This is a genomic window from Sphingomonas sp. GW821-FHT03E12 (genome assembly GCF_059420685.1).
In genome coordinates, this window is the sequence record NZ_JBWKUF010000004.1 from 481,526 (window position 1) to 501,720 (window position 20,195).

The following is a 20,195-nucleotide window of genomic DNA, read 5'->3' on the forward strand; positions in this document are numbered from 1 at the left end:
CGTTATTCCGCCGCCTCGGCCAGGCCGTCGCCGTCCTCGACCTCGTCGAGATTCTTGAGTTCGACGTTGAGGCCCAGCGAGCGCATTTCCTTGACGAGCACGTTGAAGCTCTCGGGGATGCCGGCCTCGAACGTGTCGTCGCCCTTGACGATCGCCTCGTAGACCTTGGTGCGGCCGACCACGTCGTCCGACTTCACCGTCAGCATTTCCTGCAGCGTGTACGCCGCGCCATAGGCCTGAAGCGCCCAGACCTCCATTTCACCGAAGCGCTGGCCGCCGAACTGCGCCTTGCCGCCCAGCGGCTGCTGGGTGACGAGCGAGTACGGCCCGATCGAACGCGCGTGGATCTTGTCGTCGACCAGGTGGTGGAGCTTCAGCATGTAGATGATGCCCACCGTGACCTTGCGGTCGAAGGCGTCGCCCGTGCGGCCATCGAACAGCACCGACTGGCCCGACGTGTCGAGACCCGCCAGTTCCAGCATCGCCGTCACGTCGCTTTCGCGCGCGCCGTCGAACACGGGGGTGCCCATCGGCACGCCGGTGCGGATGTTCTGGATCAGCTCGGCAACCTGATCGGGCGTGCGCGCGTCGATCTCGCTGGCATAGTGGCCGCCATAGATCGTCTTGAGGCGATCCTTGACCGCGCCGGGCATTTCGCCTGCCTTGGCGTCCGGATTGGCTTCACGCCAGTCCTCAAGCTGCGCAGCGACCTGCATACCCAGGTTGCGCGCGGCCCAGCCGAGATGGGTCTCGAAGATCTGACCGACGTTCATGCGCGAAGGCACGCCCAGCGGGTTGAGCACGAGATCGACCGGCGTGCCATCCTCGAGGAACGGCATGTCTTCCTGCGGCAGGATGCGCGAAATGACGCCCTTGTTGCCGTGACGGCCGGCCATCTTGTCGCCCGGCTGCAGCTTGCGCTTCACCGCGACGAAGACCTTGACCATCTTGAGCACGCCCGGCGGCAGCTCGTCGCCGCGCTCCAGCTTCTCGCGGCGGTCCTCGAACTTGTCCTTGATGCGCTTCACGGCCTCGTCATACTGGCCCTTCACCGCTTCAAGATCGCCCTGGACCTTGTCGTCCTGGACCGCGAACTTCCACCACTCGTGACGATCGACGCTGTCGAGCAGATCCTCGTCGATCACCGAGCCCTTCTTGAGGCCCTTCGGGGTGCCGGTCGCGACCTGACCCAGCAGCATCTCACGCAGACGCGACCAGGTCGCGCGGTTGAGGATGTTGCGCTCGTCGTCCGAGTCCTTCTTCAGGCGCTCGATCTCCTCGCGCTCGATCGCCATCGCGCGCTCGTCCTTGTCGATGCCGTGACGATTGAAGACGCGAACGTCGACGATCGTGCCCGACACGCCCGGGGGCAGGCGGAGCGAGGTGTCGCGGACGTCCGAAGCCTTCTCGCCGAAGATGGCGCGGAGGAGCTTCTCTTCCGGCGTCATCGGGCTTTCGCCCTTCGGCGTGATCTTGCCGACCAGGATGTCGCCCGGCTCGACCTCGGCGCCGACATAGACGATGCCCGCCTCGTCGAGGTTGCGCAGCGCTTCCTCGCCGACGTTCGGGATGTCGCGGGTGATGTCTTCCGGCCCGAGCTTGGTGTCGCGGGCCATCACCTCGAACTCGTCGATATGGATCGACGTGAACACGTCGTCCTTCACGATGCGCTCGGAAATGAGGATCGAGTCCTCATAATTGTAGCCGTTCCAGGGCATGAACGCGACGAGCGCGTTGCGGCCCAGCGCCAGCTCGCCAAACTCGGTCGACGGGCCGTCGGCGATCACATCGCCCACGGTGACGACGTCGCCCACCTTCACCAGCGGGCGCTGGTTGATGCAGGTCGACTGGTTCGAACGCTCGAACTTCATCAGCGTGTAGATGTCGACGCCGCTCTCTTCCGCCGACACCTCACCGGTGGCGCGGATGACGATGCGCGACGCATCGACCTGGTCGACGATGCCCGCACGGCGAGCGGCGATCGCCGCGCCCGAGTCACGGGCGACGGTCTCTTCCATGCCGGTGCCGACGAAGGGCGCTTCCGCCTTCACCAGCGGCACGGCCTGACGCTGCATGTTCGAGCCCATGAGCGCGCGGTTGGCGTCGTCGTTTTCCAGGAACGGAATGAGCGAGGCCGCGACCGAGACGAGCTGCTTGGGCGAGACGTCCATCAGCGTGATCTGGTCGGGGAGCGCCATCAGGAACTCGCCCGCCTGACGTGCCGAGACCAGCTCCTCGGTGAAGCGCTGATCGCCATCGACCTCGGCCGAAGCCTGCGCGATGGTGTGCTTGGCCTCTTCCATCGCCGAGAGATAGACGACCTCATTGGTCACCTTGCCGTCGATCACCTTGCGGTACGGCGTCTCGATGAAGCCGTACTTGTTGACGCGCGAGAAGCTCGCCAGCGAGTTGATCAGACCGATGTTCGGGCCTTCCGGCGTCTCGATCGGGCAGATACGGCCATAATGGGTCGGGTGAACGTCGCGGACTTCGAAGCCGGCGCGCTCACGGGTGAGACCGCCCGGCCCAAGCGCCGAAACGCGGCGCTTGTGGGTGACTTCCGACAGCGGGTTGGTCTGGTCCATGAACTGCGAGAGCTGCGACGAGCCGAAGAACTCGCGAACCGCGGCAACCGCCGGCTTCGCGTTGATCAGGTCGTTCGGCATCACGGTCGACACGTCGACCGAGCTCATGCGCTCCTTCACGGCGCGCTCCATGCGGAGCAGACCGACGCGATACTGGTTCTCGAGCAGTTCGCCCACCGAACGGACGCGGCGGTTGCCGAGATTGTCGATGTCGTCGACTTCGCCCTTGCCGTCCTTGAGGTCGACCAGCGTCTTGACGACCGCCAGAATGTCCTCGGTCCGCAGCGTCGTCGTCGTATCCGGCGCGTCGAGGTCGAGGCGCATGTTGAGCTTGACGCGGCCCACGGCCGACAGGTCGTAGCGCTCCGGATCGAAGAACAGGCCGCCGAACAGCGATTCCGCGGTCTCCAGCGTCGGCGGTTCGCCAGGGCGCATGACGCGATAGATGTCGGACAGCGCCTGCTCACGCTCCTCGGCCTTGTCGGCCTTGAGCGTGTTGCGGATCCACGGACCGGTCGAGACATGGTCGATGTCGAGCAGTTCGATGCGCTCGATGCCGGCCTTGTCGAGCTTTTCGAGGTTCTCGGCCGACACTTCGTCGCCCGCTTCGATGTAGATCTCACCGGTCGACTCGTTGATCAGGTCGAACGCCGAGTAGCGGTTGAAGATCTCTTCGGTCGGGATCAGCAGCGTCTCGAGACCGTCCTTCTGCGCCTTGTTGGCAGCACGCGGGCTGATCTTCTGCGCCGCCGGGAACACGATTTCGCCGGTCTTGGCGTCGATGATGTCGAACATCGGCTTGGCGCCGCGCCAGTTCTCGGGCTGGAAGGGGATCTGCCAGCCGTTCGGACCGCGCACGAAGGTCACGGTGTTGTAGAAGTGGTTGAGGATCTCTTCGCTGTTCAGGCCCAGGGCGTAGAGCAGTGAGGTCACCGGCAGCTTGCGCTTGCGGTCGATGCGGACGTTGACGATGTCCTTGGCGTCGAACTCGAAGTCGAGCCACGAGCCGCGATACGGGATCACGCGCGCCGCGAACAGATACTTGCCCGAAGCGTGGGTCTTGCCGCGGTCATGGTCGAACAGCACGCCCGGCGAGCGGTGCATCTGGCTGACGATGACGCGCTCGGTGCCGTTGATGAAGAAGGTGCCGTTGCCCGTCATCAGGGGCATGTCGCCCATGTAGACGTCCTGCTCCTTAATATCGAGAACCGACCGGGCTTCCGTATCGGGATCGACCTCGAACACGATCAGGCGAAGGGTGACGCGCATCGGGGCGGCGTAGGTGATGCCGCGCTGACGGCATTCTTCCACGTCGAACTTGGGCGCTTCGAGTTCGTAGGTGACGAAGTCGAGTTCGGCGGTGCCGGCGAAGTCGCGGATCGGGAAGACGCTGCGCAGCGTCTTCTCAAGCCCCGAGACATAGCCGATCGAAGGATCGCTGCGGAGGAACTGTTCGTAGGATTCGCGCTGAACCTCGATCAGGTTCGGCATCTGGACCACTTCGTGGATGTCGCCGAACACCTTGCGGATGCGGCGCTTTGCGGTGCCGCCTTCGATCGCCTTGGTTGCCATGGGTGTGTTTTGCCTCGTCAGCCTGAAAATCGTCCCGGTATCCGCCGGGGCAGGCACGCGAACAGACGCCAAAAGGGCCGAGCAACTTCCTCTTCGAAAAGAAGAATAACTCAGCCTCTCAAGCGTCTATGGTCCCCGGCGGCCAATTCGTTCGATGCGCTGCGCGACGGCGCATCATTTCCCGACCGATCGGGTGAGCGGCGGATATAGGAAGCGGGGCGGGCGCTGTCAAACGCCCGCCCATTTTTTCGCGACGATCAGCACGGGCCGGGGCGGGCCAGTGCGGTCTCGGCCCGTTCGATGGAGCATGTCCGGTTGATCGCGGCACGAAGGTCGCTCACCCGGTTGTCCCAATCCTGGCGGTTCCTGATCTTCTTGAGCAGATCGTCGTCCGCCGCGGTCAGCGAAGCGGTCAGGCCGATCAGCACAAGCAGCGCGGCCGCCGCGGCGACGGTCAAGCCGATCGCCACCCCGGTCAGGACGATACCGGCGGGAATGCCGAATACGGTTGCGGTGGCGGCCGCAGCGGCGGCGAAGGTCGCGATCGCGGCGACGACGAGCGCCGCATGCACCGCAGTCGCGGCAAACACCTGAGCGCGCGTATCGTTGGCAAGGATCTGTGCGGCATCCTGTTCGCGCTTGGCATTGCATGCCTTTTGCCGGGCATCGTCCCACTCCTTGACGGCGTTCTCGCAGCCTTCCGGCTTGGAGCCGCCGGGACCGTCCTGAGCCGGTGGAAGCCGGGTCCGGCCGAACTCGCGGCCAAGAACCGCTGCCCCGACGACAGCCAGGAGGCCCGCCGCGATAAAGATGATGATCATAGCGTCTCCCGTTGTTCGCCCCGTCCGGCTTGCCGGATGCGCTTGCTTAGCCAGCGTCGCGATGGCATTTCTTCCCCCAATAGGGGGAAGGATTGGCCGCCTGCGCGGCGCCGTCCCCGGCGGTTTGATCGGTCTCGATACGGAAAACTGGTGAGGAGGCTCCCGGTGCGTCATCACGCCGCGCTTGCCCATCTTTCACAGCTGGCCCGGCTTGGCCTGCCCAGCCGCACCGTCATTCCCGAAATGCTCAAGGCATTGGCGGACCTGATTCCCAGCCACTTCTGCATGTTTGTCTGGGTCGACAGGCTCGGCAGGCCGGTCGACTTCCACCTGCCATGGGTCATTCCGGCCGCGCTCGAGGTGAATGCAGCGCTGCTCGCGTGCGACGACATGAAGGTGCCGAGCTTCGCCAGCCTGGTGCGCCGGGGCAAGCCGTTCGGCGTCGCGGCGGAAACCACACGCATGCCGGAGTTCCGCGGCTCGCTCTTCTACAATGAGTGCTGCCGTCCCTATGGCATCGGTCACGGCTTCGACGTCTTCGTTCGCGAGGGCCAGGAGGTGTGCGGCGTCGTCCTCGCTACCCGTGAGCCCGGCGGTTGCGACTATTCGCGCCGCGAGATCGAACTGCTGATTGCGGTGGTTCCGGCGTTCGCGCATGCGCTTGCGGCCGACCGTCTCGATCCGCCGGACGATTATGCCGACAGCAGTGACCGGACCGTCCTGACCCTGGACGGCGACGGCCATCTGATCGAGGCGAGCCGGGGCTATGAAACGATGCTGCGCGCGTTGCTGGGCATCCAGTTCGATCAGAAGTTCCGGCGCCGGACGCTGGAGGAGGCCTTGCCCGATTTCTTCGCGCCGCTGATCCGGCGCGCAGGCCGGGAGCCCGCGGTCGCGCGGACCACCCCCTATGGGCGCATGGTCGTGCGCCTCTATCCGGTCGAGCCGCCGGTCGGTCTGTCCGACCATGGCGGAGGGGTGGAGCCCCAGTCCTATTATGCGCTGATCGAACGGCAGATCCCGCTGGGATTGAAGGTGCTGAGCCGCCTCGCCGAACTGGACCTGTCGCCGCGCGAGCGAGAGGTTGCGCGCTACCTGGTGCTCGCGCGTGCCCCGGGTGAGATCATGCGCGAGCTGGGGATCGGCGCCCACACGCTGCACGACTATCGCCGCCGCATCTATCGCCGGGTCGGCGTGGCGTCGCGCGAGGAGCTCGAGCGATGCGTTCTCGGCGCGACCTAGGCTAGGGGGTGGCCGGGGATGGGGTCGCGCACGCGGTCATGAGGGGCCGCGAACAGCCCATGCGGCGCGTAACTGGCCGTCAGGTAAGGCACTGGAATCATCGTGGATTGCCAAGCCTGGCGAACTGCCCCAGCCTCGCGCGCGAGGCGTAGAGTGATGAGTGACAGTAGCAGACGATCCTATCGCGGCGAGAGCAACGCGTCGCTCGAAGCGCTTGATGCGCGCTTCCGCGCATCGCTCGACCGCTATTTCTCGCGCCGTCTCCGCGACCGGGGCGAAATCGAGGATCTGATCCAGGAAGTGTTCCTGCGGCTGGCCAAGCGCGGCAGCCTCGAGGATGTCGACAAGGTCGGCGGCTATGTCTTCGAAACCGCGAGCAGCGTGCTCAACGACCGGCTGCGCCGCAAACGCAGCCGCTACGAAGCGGATCACGAGGCGTTCGACGGCCAGCAGCATGGCGATGTGGATTTTTCGCCCGAGCGCGTCCTACTGGGCAAGGAGGCGCTGGTGCGTGCCACCGCCGTGCTCCTCGAACTGCCGGAACGGACGCGAATGGTCTTCGTGATGCGACGCCTGGAGGGCATGCGGTATCTGGATATCGCCGCGCGGCTGGGCATCTCGGTCAGCGCGGTCGAAAAGCATATGACGCGCGCCATGGCCCATCTCATGCAGCGGATGAGCGACCAATGATCTCGCTCGCGCGCACCAATCCGACGCTGGGCATGACCCCGGACGAGGCTGCGGTCTATTGGGTGCTGCAGCAGGACCGGGGCGATCTGACCGCGGCTGAGCAGGCCAGCTTCGATGCCTGGCTCGCGGCGAGTGAGGCGAATGCCCGCGCCTTCCGCAAGGCCAATGGCGTCTGGGACGTGTTCGATCAGGCCGATGCCGATCCGCATCTCACCGCGCTGCGCCAGGCGGCGCTTGCCACCAGGCCGGCACCGCGGCGCTGGATGATCCCGGCAGTGGGGACGGGGCTTGCTGCCTGCCTGACCGCGGCGGCGCTGATGCTCCCGGGCCAGCTCGGGTTGAGCGGCGGTCCGGTGCAGGGACCGGCAGGAGAGGTTGCGTCCACGGCTGCAGGCGCGCAGCCCGCGCCGATGCGGTTCGCGACCGCAAAGGGCGAGCGCCGCATCGTCCGCCTGCCCGATGGTACGCGGGTGACGCTCAACACCGACACCGCGGTTGCGCTGGCCTTCACGCCGAATGGCCGCCTTGTACGGCTGATGCGCGGTCAGGCACTGTTCGAAGTGGCGAAGGACGCTTCCCGGCCCTTCATGGTCGAAGCCGCGGGCCGTCGCGTCACGGCGCTGGGCACCGTCTTCGAAGTCCGCCTCGATCCCGGCCGGATGAAGGTCGTGCTGGTCGAGGGGCGCGTCGTGGTCGATCACGCCGCCGCTGCGCCTGATGCCTCCGCGCCCGCACCCACGCTCCTAAAGCCCGGCCAGGCACTGGTCGCCGAGCTCGGCGTGCCGCAGCGTGTCGCGCCGGTGGACGTCGGCGACGAGCTGTTGTGGCGCGACGGCTATGTGTCGCTCGAGGATGCGCCTCTGGCCAGCGCCGCCGCGGAGATGAGCCGCTACACCGCCGCGCCGATCCGCGTGCTCGACGACGAGACCGGGCGGATGCGGATCAGCGGCGTGTTCCGCACGGGTGACGCCGATCGCTTCACCGGGCTGGTGCGTGAGCTGCTGCCGGTGCGGATCGACAGACAGGCGGACGGGAGTCTGGTCATCGCCAACGCTTCGGCGAAAAAAACTTCGCAGGCCGGTGTGGAAAACTGATCCGCTCACGTCCTGACCTTTTGAAGACTGGCCGAAGCCAGCTTCGTGAGGGAGGGGAACCATGCGTAGCAATCGCCGCCGTATATCTGCACTTCGCCTGCTGGCTCTGGCCAGCATCGCGCCGCTGGCACTGACCGTCGTTCCGGCCGCGGCGCAGGCCGCCACACGCGCGCCGGTCCAGCTCGAAGCGCAGAGCCTGTCGTCCGCGCTGACCCAGCTCGGCCGCCAGACGCGCACCGAAATCATCTTCAACCCGGCGCTGGTGCGCGGCAAGCGCGCCATGGCGATCCGGGGCAGCTATTCGGTGGGCGAGGCGATCGACCGGCTGATCGCCGGACATGGCCTGCGCGCGCGCGCCGCTTCGGGCGGCGCCTTCGTGATCGAAGCGGTGGCGGCACCCGCTCCGCGTCCGCTTCAGACCTCCGAGGTCGCACCCGCGGCCGCTGAAGAGACTCCGGCCGACACCGTTGCGGAGGGCGAGGTTATCGTCACCGGTACGCTGCTGCGCGGCGTCGCGCCGACCGGCACCAATGTGGTGAGCGTGAAGCGCGAAGAGATCGTCGCCAGCGGCGCAACCTCGGCGAACGACCTGCTCGCCTCGATCCCGCAGGTCGGCAACTTCAACACGGTACCGAGCGGCAGCGGCGACATGTCGATCCCGATCGTGCGCCCCAACATCCGCAATCTCGGCGCCTCGGGCGGCACCACCACGCTGGTGCTGATGAACGGCCGGCGCATGGTCGGCGCGGGCGTGCTTCAGACCTCGGTCGATCCGTCGATCGTCCCGCCCGATCTGATCGATCGGGTCGAGGTCGTGCCCGATGGCGGTTCGGCCATCTATGGTTCGGACGCGATCGGCGGCGTCATCAACTTCATCACCCGCAAGCGCTTCGACGGGGTCGGCGCCAATGTGCGCTATGGCTTCGCCGACGACTACAAGACGATCGACGGCAATCTGACCGTCGGCAAGGATTGGGGCAGCGGCTCGATCTTCGCGTCCTACAGCTATGCCTGGCACGACAATATCCTGGGCATCGACCGCGACTATGTGCGCGCCGATCACACCGCGCGCGGCGGGCAGGATTTTCGCGCGACGACCTGTTCGCCGGGAAACTTCACCGTGGGCGGCGTCAGCTATGCGGCGCCCGGCCTTGCGCCCAATACGGTCAACAAGTGCGACACGACCGACTATGCCGATATCTATCCGCGTGAAGAACGCCACTCCGTCTTCGCCGGCCTGACCCAGGCGCTCAGCGACAGCGTGGACTTCCAGGCGACCGCCTATTGGTCGCGCCGCGACACAACGCGGCTGAATGCGACGCCGGGCTTCACCGGCACGATGGTCTTCACCAACCCCTATTTCCGTCCGATCGGCCTTTCGCCGGTGCAGAGCGTCGCCATCTCCTTCGCCGACGCGTTCGGCGAGAGCATGGAAAGCCGCGCCCGGTTCGACAGCTGGGGCGTCTCGCCCAGCATCTCGATCGGCTTGAGCGACCGGTGGGAGCTGCGCGCCGAGGCGAATTACGGCAGTAGCTATTCGCTGATCCGCGAACCGACCATCAACGCCACCGCAGCGACGGCGGCGCTCGCCGGCACCACGCTCGCCACCGCGCTCAATCCCTATGACCCGGGCGCGAGCAGCCCCGCGGTTCTCGCCGCGATCCGCGACTTCGAGAATTACGGCCAAGCCGATCAGGAGATGTTCCAGACGCGCGCGATCCTCGACGGACGCGTCGCGACGATCGGCGGCGGCGACATCCGGCTCGCGGTCGGCGCCGAGTATCTTTTCGAGAAGCTCGATTCGCTGGCCTCGTTCGATCGCCGCAACGTCTTCACCAACGCGATGGGGTCGGTGACCAGCCGCAATGTGAAGTCGGTGTTCGCCGAGGCACTGGTCCCGCTGGTGGGACCGGGAAACGGCATGCCGGGCCTTCGCGCCCTTCAGATCTCGGGTTCGATCCGGCACGACAGCTATGACGATGTCGGCGGCACGACGAACCCGAAGATCGGCGTCAACTACAAGCCGTTCGACGACCTGCTGATCCGCGGCAATTACGGCACCTCGTTCCACGCGCCGAGCCTGGCCGATACGACCAGCCTGGCCGACGCGCGCGCGCAGATCCTTTTGTTCAGCCCGTTCCGGGCCCCGGGCAGCTCGCCGCTCGACATCCTGCGGCCGACGATCGTCCTGGCCGGGGGCAGTCCCGACCTGAAGCCGGAAGAGGCGAAGACCTGGTCCGTGGGCTTCGACTGGACGCCCAAGGCGGTTCAGGGCCTGGTGGTGAGCGCGACCTATTATAATGTCCGCTTCACCGACGCGATCTCGGTGCCGCCGTTCCTCTCGCCGGTCTTCTTCACCGATCCGGGCTATCGCAGCTTCTACATCACCAACCCGACGCTGGCACAGGTGAAGGCGCTGGTCGGCAGCCGGCCGCTCAACGGCGCGCCGAGCCTCGACAGCCTCTATTTCGGCACGTCGCCCTATGTGATCATGGACGCGCGCCGCACCAATCTGGGCGCGATTCACGTCGACGGGATCGACTTCAACCTCGCTTACCTGCGTCAGACCGGGTTCGGATCGATCAACGCGAGTATCGCCGGCACCTATACGCTCAACCGCAAGACCCAGGCGGTTCAGGGCGCGGGTTTCGACGACAATCTCAAGAACGGGACCGGGCGCCTGACCTTCACCGCCGCGCTCGGTGCGAAGGTCGGCGATTTCGCCGCGCGCGCCTCGCTCAACCATCGCGGCGGTTATCCGATGCTGGGCGTCACGCCCCAGACCAGGGTGAACAGCTTCAACACCGTTGATCTGTTCTTCGCCTATGATCTGGGCGGCGTGCTCAAGAATTCGATGCTGACCCTCAACATCGACAATGTGTTCGATCAGGACCCGCCCTACCTCAACAGCTCGACCGGCTACACCAACGGTTTCTCGCTGGGGCGGCTGGTCTCGTTCGGCGTCCGAACCAAGTTCTAGAGGCCACTCGGCGTGTTGCGTACACTCCCCCTTTCCGGAAGCGGCCACCGCATCGGCCGCTTCCGGGTCTTTACCGGAGCGCTCCTGCTGGCCGCTTTGGCGCCCGCGCAGGCGGCGGATCCGGCGAAGGTGCCGGAGGGGCTGCGCGCCGAATATGCGGCGGGGCCGATCGGCCTCGACGAACCTGCGCCACGGCTCGCCTGGCGCTCACCGGTCGCGCGCCAGACCGCGTACCGAATCCAGGTCGCGCATTCACCCGAAGCGTTGGAAAGGGGTGAGTTCGTCTGGGACAGCGGCAAGGTCGCTTCCACGGACAATGTCCAGATCGCCTATGCCGGCCCCGCACTCGTGTCGCGGGGCCGCTATTGGTGGCGCGTCCAGGCCTGGGATGACCAGGATCAGGCCAGCGGCTGGAGCGCGCCCGGCTCGTGGGAAATGGGGCTGCTCACTCCCGCCGACTGGCAGGCACAATGGATCGCCGGGCGTGCGCCCGACGCGCATGACTGGCGCGACCTGACGCTCGACGTCGATCTGACGCTGACCGGCAAGTCGGTCGATGTGCTGTTCCGCGCCTTGCCGAGCGGCAAGACCTATGGCGACGCCTATGTCTGGACATTGAGCGACGGCACCGCGGGCGCCACGCTGACGGCGAGCGTGCGCCGCTATCCCGGCGGATCGAGCGCTACGGTCAAGACCGACATACTCAAGCGCATTCCGCTGGCGGCTCCGCTCAAGGACAAGCGCAGCCGCCTGACGATCCGCGCCGAGGGATCGCGCATCGTCACCCAGCTCGACGGCAAGACGGTCGACACGCTGGAAGATGCGACCCACACGCACGGCACGATCGGCTTCTCGGCTGCCGAGCCGAAGACTGCGACGATCCACTCCGTCGCGGTCACCGGCACCGGCAGCGCCCCGTTTCGCACCGATTTCGCGCGCAACGACAACCCGTTCACCGGCGGTTCGATCGAGAGCGACGGGCTAGCCATTCCCGCCGGCGTGCCCCGCGTCGCCTTCGTCCTGCCGATCGAGGCGCCCGCGCCGCTGCTGCGCCGCAGCTTCGCCGTCGCACGAAAGCCGGTCGCGCGTGCGCGACTCTATTATGCAGGGGCGGGGATGCCCCGCGTCCTGCTCAACGGCGCGCAGGTCGGATCGCCGCTCGGCGCGGGCTTCACCGCCTATGACAAGCGCGTGCTGAGCTACACCCAGGACGTGACGACTCAGCTTCGCGCGGGTGAGAATGTGCTGGGCGCTGAACTCGGCCGCGGCTGGTACGCGCTCACCGATCCCGACGAATGGTATTTCCATGCGGCGCCGTGGCGCGCCGCGCCCGCGATCAAGGCCCAGCTCGAGATCGATTACGCCGACGGCACCCGCCAGACGGTCGCAACCGGGGGAGATTGGCAGAGCGCCGATGGTCCGACCCGCAGCGATTCCGTCCATCGCGGTGAGCGCTATGACGCGCGGCTACTGCCTTCGGGCTGGGACCGCCCCGGCTTCCGCGCGAAGTGGCAGGCCGCAACGATCGTTGCCGGACCAGCGGGCAAGCTCGCCGCCGCCAATTCCGAGCCGATCGAGGCGGTCGAGACGATCGACGCCGTATCGGTCAGGGAAACCGCGCCCGGGGTCTGGGTCCATGACTTCGGCCGGATCGTCGCCGGCCGGCCGGTGCTCGAGGTCAGCGGCCCGCGCGGTACCACCGTTTCGATGATGTCGGGCGAGAAGCTGACGGCGGACGGCCGCGTCGTCCCGGTCTCGGGCCTGATCCACGCCCAGCTCCAGACCGACCGCTACACGCTGGCGGGCAGGGGCGTCGAGCGTTGGGAGCCGAGCTTCGGCTATCGCGGCTTCCGCTATGTCGAATTGCGCGGCGTTCCCGGCGCCAAGCTCCAGGCGCGCATCGTCCATTCCGCCGTCGCCCGCACCGGCAGCTTCGCCAGCGCGAACCCTTTGCTCGGCAAGATCGACGCGGCGGCGACCGGCACCATCCTCAACAACCTCCACGGCTTCGTCACCGACACCCCGGCGTTCGAGAAGAATGGCTGGACCGGCGACGCCCAGGCTTCGGCGGGTGCCGCCGCGCGCAGCCTCGACATCGCGCGCGTCTGGACCAAATGGCTCGCCGATTTCCGCGATGCACAGGCGCCGAACGGCGAAATTCCCGAGATCGTCCCCGCGACGCCCTATTACGGGTACGAGAATACGCCGGGCTGGAGCATCATCTGGGGCCCGACCACGCCCTGGGACGCCGCCGCGCTGATCCTGCCGTGGGAACTCTACACCACCTATGGCGACACGCGCATCCTTGCGCAGAGCCATGACATGCAGCGGCGGCTGGTCGACTATACCGCCACCTATATCAAGGCGCCGGACTATCGCCGCGCCGCAGGCCTCAGCGAGTGGATGCCGCCGGGCCCGCTCGATTTCCTCAACGCACGCGGCGGCGGGGTCGATGCGGTGACGACCGCCTATTTCTTCCATGAAGCCGATCTGCTCGCGCGCTCATCCGCAGTGATCGGCAAGGCCGAGGACGCCACCCGCTACCGCCAGCTCGCCGAGGCGATCCGAACCGCCTACAACGCGCGCTATTGGGATGATGCCAATGGCTGGTACCGCACCGTCGATGCCAAGGGCGTCGCCGGGCCGGCGGCGCAGATCCAGAACGTCCTCCCGCTCGCCTTCGGCATGACGCCCGCGGGCCGCGAGCAAAGCGTCGCCGACGCGATCGCGCGCGACGTCGACAAACAGGGTCTGCGCACCGGCGTCTATGGCACGCGCCATCTGCTCGAGATGCTGAGCGACTATGGTCATGCCGATCTCGCCTATCGCGTTGCGACCCGCACCGACGAGCCGAGCTGGGGCTGGTGGATCGCCAACGGCCATTCGACGATGTTCGAGAGCTGGAGCCTCGAAAGCCGGTCGCGTGACCATCATTATTTCGGGTCGATCGCCGACTGGATGCGCCAGCGGCTCGCTGGCCTTCGCCCTGGTGTGCCGGGCTACAAGACCGTGTTGGTCAAGCCCGCGATCCCGGCCGGTCTCGCTTCGGCCGAAGCGGTGATGGAGACGATCCATGGCCGTGCTGCATCGCGCTGGAAGGTCGAGGGCGGCCGCCTGACGCTCACCGCCGAAATCCCCGCCAACACCGCCGGCGACATCCGCGTGCCCGAACGCTTCGGTGCCATCGCGGCGCCACAGGGGGCCGAACTGTTGCGCCGCGAAGGCGGCTATGCGGTGTATCGTACCGGCCCCGGCATCTTCGAATTCCGCACGGGAGGCGGTCAATGACCCGGTTGCTCATGCTTGCCCTGCTCGCCGCGACACCCGCCGCCGCGCAACAGGTGACCATCGACAGCGGCGCGCTCACCGGCGCGACCGCGGACGGCGTCGTCTCGTTCAAGGGCATTCCCTATGCCGCGCCGCCGGTGGGCGAGGGGCGCTGGGCAGCGCCCGCTCCAGTGGCGCGCTGGACCGGTCCGCGCGATGCCACCCGCTTCGGTGCGGACTGCGTCCAGAATGCGGTGCCGGGCGATGTCAGCCTCGGCGCACCGATGGCTGAGGATTGCCTGTTCCTCAACGTGTGGACGCCCAAGGCTGCGGCGAGCGCCAAGCTTCCGGTGATGGTCTGGATCCATGGCGGCGGGTTCGTCGCCGGCTCGGGCGCGCTCGCCCCGACCGACGGCGCCCAGCTCGCCAAACGCGATATCGTGGTCGTCACCTTCAACTACCGGCTCGGCCGGTTCGGTTTCTTCGCGCATCCGGCGCTGGGGGCCGGGGCCAATTGGGGTCTGCTCGATCAGATCGCCGCGCTCGCCTGGGTCAAGCGCAACATCGCCGCGTTCGGCGGCGACCCCGCGAACGTCACGATCTTCGGCGAGAGCGCGGGCGGTGAGTCGGTCGCGCGCCTGATGGCCTCACCCGCCGCGCGCGGCCTGTTCCACAAGGCGATCGCCGCATCGGGTGGCGGGCGCGACCGCTGGCCCACGCTGGCGAATGCGCAGATCAAGGGTATCGCCTTTGCCACCAAGGCAGGCGCCGCCGATCTCGCCGCCCTCCGCGCGCTTCCCGCAGACACGGTGCGCGGCGGCATCACCATCCTCAACAAGGAGGATGCGGTTTACTCCGGCCCGGTCACCGACGAAGAACTCGTGCCCGGCCATGCCGACGCGATCTTCGCCTCGGGCCGGCAGATGCGCATCCCGTTCATCGGCGGAAGCAACGATGACGAGCTCGGCTTCGTGCCCGCGCCGTTCCTGCCAATGGTCAACGGACCGCTGCTCAAGGACCTTGGCGCGGGGGCGGAGGCGGTGAAGGCCGCCTATGGCTCGGAAGAGAAGGCCGCCCGTCATCTCGCCGGCGACGCGATCTTCGTTGAACCCGCGCTCGCCCTCGCAAGCCGTCATGCGAAAACCGGCGCACCGACCTGGCTCTATCGCTTCGGCTATGTCGCGGAGAGCAAGCGCGAGGCCGGCAAGGGAGCCGCGCATGCCAGCGACGTGCCGTTCCAGTTCGGCAATCTGCCCGCGGACGCGAGCGCGGCCGACCGTGCGGCTGCGGCGCAGCTCATGAATTACTGGACGAATTTCGCCCGTACCGGTGACCCCAACGGCAAGGGCGCACCCGCATGGCAGCGGCTCGACCCGGCCAGCCCTGCGCTGCTCGCGATCGGCATCGACCAGACCGTGATGGCGCCCGCCGCCACCCCGCCGATCGCCGCCATCGCCAAGGTGAGAGACTCGCAATGAAGAAGATCATGTTGCGCCTGCTGGCCGGGCTTGCCGCACTCGCTGCGCTTGTCACCGTCGCGCTGATGCCGGTGGCGGCGCCCGCATCCGCGCAGGAGGTGGTGCGCCTGTGGCCGAACCAGCCCGCCGCATCGGCCGGCGACCGGGAAAAGCGCGCGCCCTTCGGCATCGTCGTCACCAACGTCCAGGATGCGACGCTGACCGTCTATCGCCCCGATCCCAAGAAGGCGAACGGCACCGCCGTTATCGTCGCGCCCGGCGGCGCTTTCCACCTGCTTTCGATCGAGAATGAAGGGGAAGCGGTTGCGCAGTGGCTGAACGAGCGCGGAGTCACCGCATTCGTGCTGCGCTACCGGCTGCTCAAGACCGGCGGCGATCTGCCGTTCGCGATGCTGCGCTACATGACCAATTTGCCTGAGCTGTCCAAGGCGGTCGAGCCGCTGCGCCCACTGGCGACGGCGGATGGCGAGCAGGCGGTGCGCCATGTCCGCGCCAACGCCGCGCGCTACGGCGTCAAACCGAACCGGGTCGGGCTGATGGGCTTTTCGGCGGGTGGCGCGGTGACGGTATGGACGATGCTGGCGAACAAGCCGGACGCGCGCCCGGACTTCGCCGCCGCCATCTATCCCGGCCTGCTGCCCGATCCGATCGTCGCACCCAAGAAAGCGCCGCCGCTGTTCGTCGCGGTCGCTGACGACGACAAGCTCTCGCGCGGCGACAGCGCCCGGCTCGACGCCGCGTGGCGTGCCGCCGGTGCCCGGTCGCAGCTCGAAACCTTCGCCAGCGGTGGCCACGGCTTCGGCATGAAGCGTCAGGACAAGCCGAGCGACGTGTGGACCGATCGCATGCAGGCATGGATGAATTCGCTGGGAGTGCTCAAGAAATGACGGCGATCCGCTTCGCAACCCTGAGCGCCATCGCGCTCGCCGCCGGATCGGCCACAGGCGGAGCGCCGGTCGTCGCTGCGCCGCGCCAGCAGGCCGATAGCTGCACCGCGCTGACCGGCCGTGTACTGGCCAATGGCAAGATCGAAGCCGCGACCCCGCTGACGATCGGCACCCCGGTCGATACCGGCCCCGGCATGCCGGGCTTGCCGGCCGCCGCGGCCTTTTGTCGTGTGCAGGCGGTGATGACCCCGGTTCCCGGCTCGTCGATCAAGGTCGAGGTGTGGTTGCCCCAACAGGCGGCGTGGAATGGCAAGCTGATGGGCGCGGGTAATGGCGGCTTCGGCGCCAATCTCGGCATCCCGGCGCTGCTGATGCGCGGTGCGGTGGCGCGGGGCTATGCCTCGGTCGGCAGCGACATGGGCCATTTCGGCAAGAGCGATGTCGACGGCAGCTGGGCGCTCAATGCGCCCGAAAAGATCAAGGATTATGGCTGGCGCGCCAATCATATGGCGGCGCAGGCGGCGAAACAGGTGATCGCGGCCTATTATCCCGCGCCGCTGTCCGCGAGCTATTTCCATGGCTGTTCGGACGGCGGGCGCCAGGCGTTGATGGAGGCGCAGCGCTTTCCCGACGATTATGATGCGATCATCGCCGGCGCACCCGCGATCCCCTGGACGCGGATGGCGAGCGCCTTTGCCAGCAATGCGCAGGTGCTGCGCCAGCCCGGCGCCGGGCTCGGCCTGACCCAGCTCAAGCTGTTGCAGACCGCTTCGCTCGCCAAGTGCGACAAAATCGACGGCGTTGCCGATGGCGTGATCGAAAACCCGCGCAAGTGCAGCTTCGATCCGGCGGAATTGCAGTGCAAGCCGGGCGCAGCCGGCGAGTGCCTGACCCCGGCACAGGTCGCTTCGGCACGTCATCTCTATCGGGGACCGAAGGGACCGGACGGCAAGTCCTTCTACCCCGGTTTCGCGCCGGGCGCCGAGGGCGAGCCCGGTACCTGGGGCATGTGGCTGACCGCTGCCGACTCCCAGCACGCCAAATTCTCGGGCGAGTTCTTCCGCTACTTCGTCCACAATGACGCCGACTGGCCGGCCTCGCGCTTCAACCTCGCCAGCGACTATCCGCTGGCCAAGGCGAAGCTCGGCAAGGAGCTGGATATCGAGAGCGCCGATCTCAAGGCGTTCTTCCGCCGTGGCGGCAAGCTGCTGATGTATCATGGCTGGCAGGACGCGGCGATCCCGCCGGAAAACACGATCGGCTTTGTCGGCCGCGTGCTGGCCGCCGATCCGCAGGCCCGCGACCGCATCCGCCTGTTCATGGCGCCGGGCATGTCGCACTGCCTCGCCGGACCCGGCCCCAATGTGTTCGACGCGCTCGGTACGCTCGACAGCTGGCACAAGGGCGGTCCCGCGCCCGAGCGGATCGTTGCGACCAAGTTCGACAACGACATGTTCGGCTATCTCGGCTTCCCCGCAAGGGCGCAGCGCACGCGCCCGCTCTGCGCCTGGCCCAAGGTCGCGCGTTGGGATGGCAAGGGCTCGACCGACGATGCCGCAAGCTTCACCTGTGAGGTACCGGGCAAATGAAGTTCGTCACGCCGGGACTCAGCCACGTTCGCGGCACCGACACGCCGCCGCTGATCGAGCATACGATCGGCGAGGCGCTGGTGCGCGCGGCGGAGCAATGGGGGGAGCGCGACGCGCTCGTCTCGGTCTATCAGAATATCCGCTGGAGCTTTGCCGAGTTGCTCGCGCGAACCGATGCGCTGGCCTCGGGATTGTTGGCGCTTGGTCTCAAGCCCGGTGAGCGGATCGGCATCTGGTCGCCCAATTGTGCCGAATGGACGCTGACCCAGTTCGCGGCGGCGCGCGCGGGTCTGATCCTGGTGACGATCAACCCGGCCTATCGCCTGTCGGAGGTCGAATATACGGTCAACAAGGTCGGTCTCGCTGCGCTGGTCGCGGCCGAAAGCTTCAAGACCAGCGCCTATGCCGAGATGATCGAGACGCTCGGGGCCGATCGGCTGCCGACGCTGCGCGTGCGTATCCTGATCGGCGGGAATGAGCGGCCGGGCTGGCTGCCCTTCGTCGATGTCGCGGCGCATCAGGTGGGGGCGCTGCCCGACGATCTCGATCCGCGCGATCCGATCAATATCCAGTTCACCAGCGGCACCACCGGCCTGCCCAAGGGCGCGACGCTCAGCCACCGCAATATCCTCAACAACGGCTATTTCGTCGGTCGGGGGATGGGATTGAGCGCGGAGGACCGCATCTGCATCCCGGTGCCGCTCTACCATTGCTTCGGCATGGTGATGGGCAATCTCGCCAGCCTGACGCACGGCGCGGCGATGGTCTATCCCGCGCCCGGCTTCGATCCGGAGGCGGCGTTGCGCGCTGTCGCGGCGGAGCGCTGCACCGCGCTCTACGGGGTGCCGACGATGTTCATCGCGATGCTCGCGCATCCGGTGCTCGACAGCCTCGATGTCACCTCGCTGCGGACCGGCTGCATGGCGGGGGCGATCTGTCCCGAGCCGCTGATGCGAGAGGTGATCGACCGGCTGCATATGCGCGACGTGACGATCGGCTACGGCATGACCGAGACGAGCCCGGTGAGCTTCCAGACCGCGCTCGACGATCCGATCCACCGTCGCACCGGATCGATCGGCCGCGTGCAGCCGCATCTCGAAAGCAAGCTGATCGGCCCCGGCGGCAACATCGTCCCAGTCGGCCAGCCAGGTGAGCTGTGCACGCGCGGCTATTCGGTGATGCATGGCTATTGGGACGAGCAGGAACGCACCGCGGAATCGATCGACGCTGAGGGCTGGATGCACAGCGGCGACCTCGCGGTGGTCGATGACGAGGGCTATGCCAACATCGTCGGGCGCCTGAAGGACATGGTGATCCGCGGCGGCGAGAATATCTACCCGCGCGAGATCGAGGGCTTCCTCTACAGCCATCCGGCGATCGAGGATGTCGCCGTGGTCGGCGTACCCGACGAGCGGATGGGCGAGGAATTGTGCGCCTGGGTGCGGTTGCGCGCCGGAGCCGAAGCCGATGCCGATAGCATCCGCGACTTCTGCAAGGGCCAGATCGCGCACTTCAAGGTGCCCCGCTACGTCCGCGTCGTTGCGGAATTCCCGACCACCGTGACCGGCAAGGTCCAGAAATTCCTGATCCGGGAGGCGATGATCGCCGAGCTCGGCAGCCAATCCGGCGCACAGACCGCCGAAACCAAGGAGAACAAGTGATGAAGCTTCACCTCATGCTCGGGGCGGCTTTGCTCGTTCCCGCCGTCGCCGTGGCCCAAACCGCTCCGGCGCCCGCACCCGCAGCGCCTGCCGCCGATGCCGCCAAGCCCGCAGCCAAGTTCAACCTCGACACGCCGATCGGCGAGCTGCTCGCGAACGACGCGGCCAAGGCTGTGCTCGACAAGGAACTGCCGGGCCTGACCCAGCTGCCGCAGCTCGAGATGATCAAGGGCCTCGGCCTCAAGCAGCTCCAGCCCTATTCGGACGGCAAGCTTACCGACGAGCTGCTGGCCAAGACCGAAGCCAGCCTGGCTGCGATCAAATGAGAT

At 67.1% G+C, this 20,195-nt stretch carries 12 protein-coding genes; 10 read left to right on the forward strand and 2 right to left on the reverse strand.

Features of this window, described 5'->3' with window-relative positions:
- Window positions 1-2: 2 nt before the first annotated feature.
- Entirely contained in the window at window positions 3-4,157 is a 4,155-nt protein-coding gene (gene rpoB / locus AC07TU_RS15615) for a DNA-directed RNA polymerase subunit beta (RefSeq protein WP_495188836.1), read from the reverse strand.
- 257 nt (window positions 4,158-4,414) lie between these two features.
- The gene (locus tag AC07TU_RS15620) at window positions 4,415-4,978 is read right to left on the reverse strand and encodes a hypothetical protein (RefSeq protein WP_495188837.1); all 564 of its coding nucleotides are present in this window, start codon (window positions 4,976-4,978) and stop codon (window positions 4,415-4,417) included.
- A 165-nt stretch (window positions 4,979-5,143) separates the two neighbouring features.
- On the opposite strand from AC07TU_RS15620, the gene AC07TU_RS15625 reads away from it, so the two are divergent.
- The 10 genes from AC07TU_RS15625 (at window position 5,144) to AC07TU_RS15670 (ending at window position 20,192) form a co-directional block, all read left to right on the forward strand.
- Complete coding sequence (locus tag AC07TU_RS15625) at window positions 5,144-6,220, forward strand: helix-turn-helix transcriptional regulator (RefSeq protein WP_495188838.1); 1,077 nt, start codon at window positions 5,144-5,146, stop codon at window positions 6,218-6,220.
- Between the two features lie 156 nt (window positions 6,221-6,376).
- On the forward strand, window positions 6,377-6,910 hold the full coding sequence (locus AC07TU_RS15630) for an RNA polymerase sigma factor (RefSeq protein ID WP_495188839.1): 534 nt from the start codon (window positions 6,377-6,379) through the stop codon (window positions 6,908-6,910).
- Entirely contained in the window at window positions 6,907-8,004 is a 1,098-nt protein-coding gene (locus AC07TU_RS15635; RefSeq protein WP_495188840.1) for a FecR family protein, read from the forward strand. The genes AC07TU_RS15630 and AC07TU_RS15635 overlap by 4 nt, the downstream gene beginning before the upstream one ends.
- Before the next feature lie 61 nt (window positions 8,005-8,065).
- On the forward strand, window positions 8,066-10,984 hold the full coding sequence (locus tag AC07TU_RS15640; RefSeq protein ID WP_495188841.1) for a TonB-dependent receptor: 2,919 nt from the start codon (window positions 8,066-8,068) through the stop codon (window positions 10,982-10,984).
- Window positions 10,985-10,996: 12 nt separating this feature from the next.
- Complete coding sequence (locus AC07TU_RS15645) at window positions 10,997-14,272, forward strand: family 78 glycoside hydrolase catalytic domain (protein ID WP_495188842.1); 3,276 nt, start codon at window positions 10,997-10,999, stop codon at window positions 14,270-14,272.
- Window positions 14,269-15,729 (forward strand): carboxylesterase/lipase family protein, encoded by a 1,461-nt coding sequence (locus tag AC07TU_RS15650; protein ID WP_495188843.1) that lies wholly within the window; start codon window positions 14,269-14,271, stop codon window positions 15,727-15,729. The genes AC07TU_RS15645 and AC07TU_RS15650 overlap by 4 nt, the downstream gene beginning before the upstream one ends.
- Window positions 15,726-16,616, forward strand: a complete 891-nt coding sequence (locus AC07TU_RS15655; protein ID WP_495188844.1) for an alpha/beta hydrolase — start codon at window positions 15,726-15,728, stop codon at window positions 16,614-16,616. Before AC07TU_RS15650 ends, AC07TU_RS15655 begins: the two co-directional genes overlap by 4 nt.
- The gene (locus AC07TU_RS15660) at window positions 16,613-18,205 is read left to right on the forward strand and encodes a tannase/feruloyl esterase family alpha/beta hydrolase (RefSeq protein ID WP_495188845.1); all 1,593 of its coding nucleotides are present in this window, start codon (window positions 16,613-16,615) and stop codon (window positions 18,203-18,205) included. The genes AC07TU_RS15655 and AC07TU_RS15660 overlap by 4 nt, the downstream gene beginning before the upstream one ends.
- Complete coding sequence (locus AC07TU_RS15665; RefSeq protein ID WP_495188846.1) at window positions 18,202-19,866, forward strand: AMP-binding protein; 1,665 nt, start codon at window positions 18,202-18,204, stop codon at window positions 19,864-19,866. Before AC07TU_RS15660 ends, AC07TU_RS15665 begins: the two co-directional genes overlap by 4 nt.
- A complete protein-coding gene (locus AC07TU_RS15670) occupies window positions 19,866-20,192 on the forward strand; it encodes a hypothetical protein (RefSeq protein ID WP_495188847.1) in 327 nt (108 codons plus the stop codon). The genes AC07TU_RS15665 and AC07TU_RS15670 overlap by 1 nt, the downstream gene beginning before the upstream one ends.
- The last annotated feature ends 3 nt before the right edge of the window (window positions 20,193-20,195 follow it).